Annotated in this window: 3 protein-coding genes and 3 pseudogenes; all 6 read right to left on the bottom strand. The window is 39.7% G+C overall.

Annotated features, from left to right (window positions below; all coding sequences use genetic code 11):
• Window positions 1-175: GTPase (locus AC058W_RS15520; RefSeq protein WP_479390282.1), on the bottom strand; the 175-nt coding region annotated here is incomplete at its 3' end.
• A gap of 62 nt (window positions 176-237) precedes the next feature.
• Window positions 238-1663 (bottom strand): annotated as a pseudogene (gene hydG / locus AC058W_RS15515) ([FeFe] hydrogenase H-cluster radical SAM maturase HydG).
• Window positions 1664-1833: 170 nt separating this feature from the next.
• Window positions 1834-2863 (bottom strand): annotated as a pseudogene (gene hydE / locus AC058W_RS15510) ([FeFe] hydrogenase H-cluster radical SAM maturase HydE).
• Between the two features lie 36 nt (window positions 2864-2899).
• Window positions 2900-3157 (bottom strand): TM1266 family iron-only hydrogenase system putative regulator, encoded by a 258-nt coding sequence (locus AC058W_RS15505; protein WP_055058864.1) that lies wholly within the window; start codon window positions 3155-3157, stop codon window positions 2900-2902.
• Between the two features lie 42 nt (window positions 3158-3199).
• A complete protein-coding gene (locus AC058W_RS15500) occupies window positions 3200-4174 on the bottom strand; it encodes a transglutaminase-like domain-containing protein (protein WP_479390281.1) in 975 nt (324 codons plus the stop codon).
• 361 nt (window positions 4175-4535) lie between these two features.
• Window positions 4536-4943 (bottom strand): annotated as a pseudogene (locus tag AC058W_RS15495) (phosphoribosylaminoimidazolesuccinocarboxamide synthase); the annotation flags it as partial.

Here is a 4943-nt window from a genome sequence, read left to right as displayed (position 1 = left end):
CCGCAACATCTGCTACAATAGATACTTTCTGTCCGGAAAACGCATTGATAAATGAAGATTTTCCGCTGTTCGTTTTTCCAAAGATTCCAATATGCAGACGATTTGCCGAAGGTCTTTCATTTAATGTAACAGCGACATATTTTTTCCTTTCACAATATAATAAGTCAAATCGAATAAAATCATTCGCGTTTGCGACGTGGCTCTACACTGGATAACTGTATCGCAGCTTGAAAGCTGTCAGAATCTGAAATCACGCTGCCCATTTGCGGTATTCTGCCAGATGTTCTTCTGTAAGCCTCTTTACTTTTTCACTTGGAATATTTTCGAGTTCCTTCTGAATCAGTTCCAGACCGACTTTCTTAGTTTCAGGACTTGCATAATCCTGTAAATATTCCATTAAAGTCATCAAGGCATTTGGATGACAGCAGTTTGAAATCTGTTTACTTTTGCACAATGACATAAAACGGTCACCGGTTCTTCCGGCTCTGTAACAGGCAGTACAAAAGCTTGGGATGTCTCCCATATTCATCAGCCAGTTTACGATCTCATCAAGCGTGCGCTGATCGCTGACATCAAACTGAGCAGATGTAATCTCATCTTCCGTTTCAGGCTTATCATATCCACCGACACTGGTTCTTGAAGCTCCACTAATCTGAGAAACACCCAAAGGAAGAACTTTCTCACGAACAGCCTGACTCTCTCTTGTCCAAATAATCATACCTGTATATGGAACAGAGATTCGAGATCAGTGCACAGATTTTTGCAAAAATCTCGTCGCTGATACTGTTGTCAAATGCAGACCGGATCAATGTCATCCGCATGTTTGATACGTGGCACACTAATCGTATGCGGTCCTACACCATGAACTGCTTCCAGATGTTCCGCATGCATCAGAAGTCCTGCAAATTCATATCTGTAAAGTTCCAGTCCGAACAATACACCTAAACCGACATCATCAATGCCACCTTCCATCGCGCGGTCCATTGCCTCTGTGTGATATGCATAGTTATGTTTTGGCCCTGTTGGATGAAGTTTTTCATAGCTTTCTTTATGATATGTTTCCTGGAAAAGAATGTAAGTACCGATTCCGGCTTCTTTTAATTTACGGTAATTTTCTACTGTTGTAGCCGCGATATTTACATTTACACGACGGATCGCACCATTTTTATGTTTGATACTATAGATCGTTTTGATACATTCCAGAATATATTCAATCGGGTTATTGAGCGGATACTTCACCCGCTTCAATAGCGAGTCGCTTATGTCCCATATCCTGCAATGCGGTAACTTCTTTTACAATTTCTTCCTGGGTTAATTTCTTACGGGCAATATGCTGGTTTTTCTTATGATACGGGCAGTATACACAGCCATTTACACAATAGTTAGACAGATACAGAGGCGCAAACAAAACAATTCTGTTTCCGTAGAATTCTTTCTTGATTTCCGCTGCCAGATCATACATCTCCTGAATTTTCTCAGGAATTGGACAGGCAAGAAGAACAGACGCTTCTCTGTGCGTAAGACCTTTACATTCTTTTGCTTTCGCAAGAATCTGATCGATCAGTTCCACATTCTCCTTGTTTGCGTCAGCGTAGGCAAGGGTTTCCCGGATTTCCTCGTCGGAAATGAATTCTTCTGCTTTTAATGATTTTGGATTATACATAGGCTTTTTTCCTTTCTTTTCGGTCAGGAGCTTTCTTATCAACTGCTTTCCGATTAGTTTTTATTTTTCTATATTCAGTTTTATATTCCGCATACTGCGGATGCTTAAGTTATTCAGAAGTGACTCTTTTTGTAAAGCATTCTGGAACTTCAGAAAAATCAGCTTTACATTCAGACCTTATAATCGCCTCTGTCCGTCACTACTTCATAACCAATGCTCTTCATTCTTGCTGCCATACAGGCCTTACATTCTGCTGCTTCGTCACCGGTGCAGATTTTGTTATCATAAAGTTTGTATTTATCTCTGACATTAACCGGAGAAAGGTTAGGCATTACGACGTTTCCGCCAGCCAGAATTCCCTTCTCTCTTCCTTTAGAATCAATTGTTCCAAGTGCAGTTGTCGCTGGCAGAAGAACATGTGGGTGAATCAGTCTGATAATTGACAATAATCTCAATGTCAGATCCAGTGTCCCTGCAGGCTGATCTGCAAACGGAGTATCCTTATGAGGAATAAAAGGTCCGATGCCAACCATTTCAGGTTTCAATTCTTTAATAAACAGAAGATCCTGATAAAGGGTGTCTACCGTTTGTCCCGGTGATCCTACCATAAATCCGCAACCGGTCTGATAGCCGATTTTTTTCAGAACTTTCAGGCAGTTTTTTCTATTGTTTAAAGACATCTGTTGTGGATGGAGTTTTCTGTAATGTTCTTCATCTGCAGTTTCGTGCCTTAACAGATATCTGTCAGCTCCGGCATTGAATATATGCCTGATAACTTTCTTCACTCTTCTCACCAATGGATAAGGTTACTGCACAGTCCGGATATTTTGATTTAATTTTCTGAACGATCTGGCAGATTTTCACATCTGTATAATAAGGATCCTCTCCTCCCTGTAATACAAATGTACGAAATCCCAGGTTCCATCCGGTTTTACAACAGGATAGAATCTGTTCTGTTGTAAGGCGATATCTGTCGGCCTTTGTATTGCCGTTGCGGATTCCACAGTAATAGCAGTTATTTTTACAATAATTAGTAAATTCAATCAACCCGCGGATATATATTTTATTTCCATAGATCTGTGTCGCTGTCTGCTGTGCCTTTTTATGAAGTTCCTGTATCAGGAGGGAATCTTGTGTCTGTAAAATCGCGCCCAATTCTTCCCTTGAAATACTTTGCGTATTTTGGATACTCTCTAACATTTTTAAATCTGCTGACACTATGTAATCCCCCTCTTGTTATATGTTTTCTGCCTTTTTTGAGCAAACTGTTTTTGCAGAAATCCCTGCAAGCCGCCCAATTTTTCCTGTCATTGCATTAATCATATCCTGGGGTGCATCCATCGCCACGCTGATAATATTAACACCACGCTGTCTGTAGGGGATTCCCATTCTTCCTATGATATATTCACCATATTCGTGAAGAATCTGATTCAGCTCTTTCACAGAATCAGGCTCTTCAACTATAATTCCAATCACCGCAATTCTGCTCGCCATAGAAACACCTCTTTCAGAAATTTTCTCAGATAATTTTCAAAATTAATATGTACAGAAATTTACAACTCTCTGAATCTGATGACTGATCGGATAATAGTCGTATCCATAAACTCCAGTCATCCATCCTGCATACTGAGCCTCCGGATCATAGTAAAGGCCATTTATTTCTACCCAGCAATGGCGTGTAAACCCATCTGCCGCTCCATCTCTGCTTCCGGGTACTCTGCCGCAAACCATATATGGAGTATATCCTACCTCACGTGCGAGGGCTGCAAAACTGCAGGAAAATCCATAACAATTGCCATAACCTGTACTAAACATTCGCAGTGCTTCACTACGTGCCCATCCACTCTGGTAAAGATTAGGATCCGGGCCACCATAATAAAAGCCGCCATAAACAACGTATTTCCAACATGCATAAAGTTTCTGACTCTGGCTCATACTTGAGTTTGTAATTGATGCAACTATTTTCATGACACGCATTTTTAATAGCGCATTATAGTCTTTTCTTGCAGCACCGGAACTGGTGAAATAAAGTTGACCGTTTTGTCTGGATTTGTTTTGATACAATCTTCCTTTAGGGTCTGCATAATATAAATTGTTTTTATATATGAAGTATCCAATTGTGGCGCGGCCATGTTTTGTACTTATATGGTAACGATTAGATCCGGATTTTACGATTCTGTTTTCTTTCTTTTCAAATAAGCGTCCTTTTTCATCAAAAACATAGACTACATTATTGATTCGCTGACCACCACGAACGGCATTCCCATTGGCTCCGAAATAATATTTGTAACCATTATATCGTTTCCATGTGTTTTTTACCATTTTTCCCTTATAGTAGTAATATATTTTATTACCTTTTGTAACCAGTTCTCTTATTGGAACAGCTGATGGTGTTGGTGAAGGCTGCTCGGTAACCAGAACATCATTTTCTGTAGCCTGCACCTGAAATACAGGCACAGTTAAAATGCCCATCATTAATAAAACAAAAAAGATTTTTTTCAGTGTCTTCATAAACTTTCTCTCCCTCATCTATAAGTTTGTAAGATAATCAGCAAAATGTGCTTCTTTTTACTGCTTATACATGAATTGTATCAAAAATGTCAATTGATTTCTATATTTTTATTGATTTTTTACAAAAAAAGTTACTGTTCACACGACACTATCCCGCGAGGTGTTTTGGCATGAGAATGCCAAAATCCCTGAGACATACCGCGGCTAATTAATGCGAATAGCATAAATTCTGTGCATCGCGAAGCGATGTAACGGAGTGAACAGTAACCAAAAAAATACTGCTATCCGAAGTTATTACATTCAGATAACAGTATTTACAAAATCATATATTTGTTTCCCGCCAGAATATACGGATAAATAATCAGGCTAATTTCTTACCAGTAAGCATTTCGTAACTCTGAAGAGATCTTTCAATTTGTCGTACTCACGATATCCTGTGGAAGAGTCCAGTTATTGTCCGGATTTGCTTTCAGCCAGTCACGGGCAAACTGTTTGTCAAAGGACGGCTGTCCATGTCCTGGTTCATAGCCTTCTGCCGGCCAGAAACGAGAGCTGTCAGGTGTAAGCATCTCATCACCGATTACCATATTTCCCTCTTCATCCAGTCCAAACTCAAATTTGGTATCTGCGATGATGATTCCTTTACTTAATGCATATTCCGCACATTTCTTGTAAAGTGCAATGGTATTATCACGAAGTTTTGCAGCTAATTCTTCTCCTCTTCCCGGAAATATTTCTCAAGGTGAGCAATACTCGCCATAGGAGATTC

Source organism: Blautia sp. CGZ-1-C1, assembly GCF_056504575.1.
Note: the sequence above shows the minus strand (reverse complement) of the source record. Positions and strands in the feature narration are given on the sequence as shown.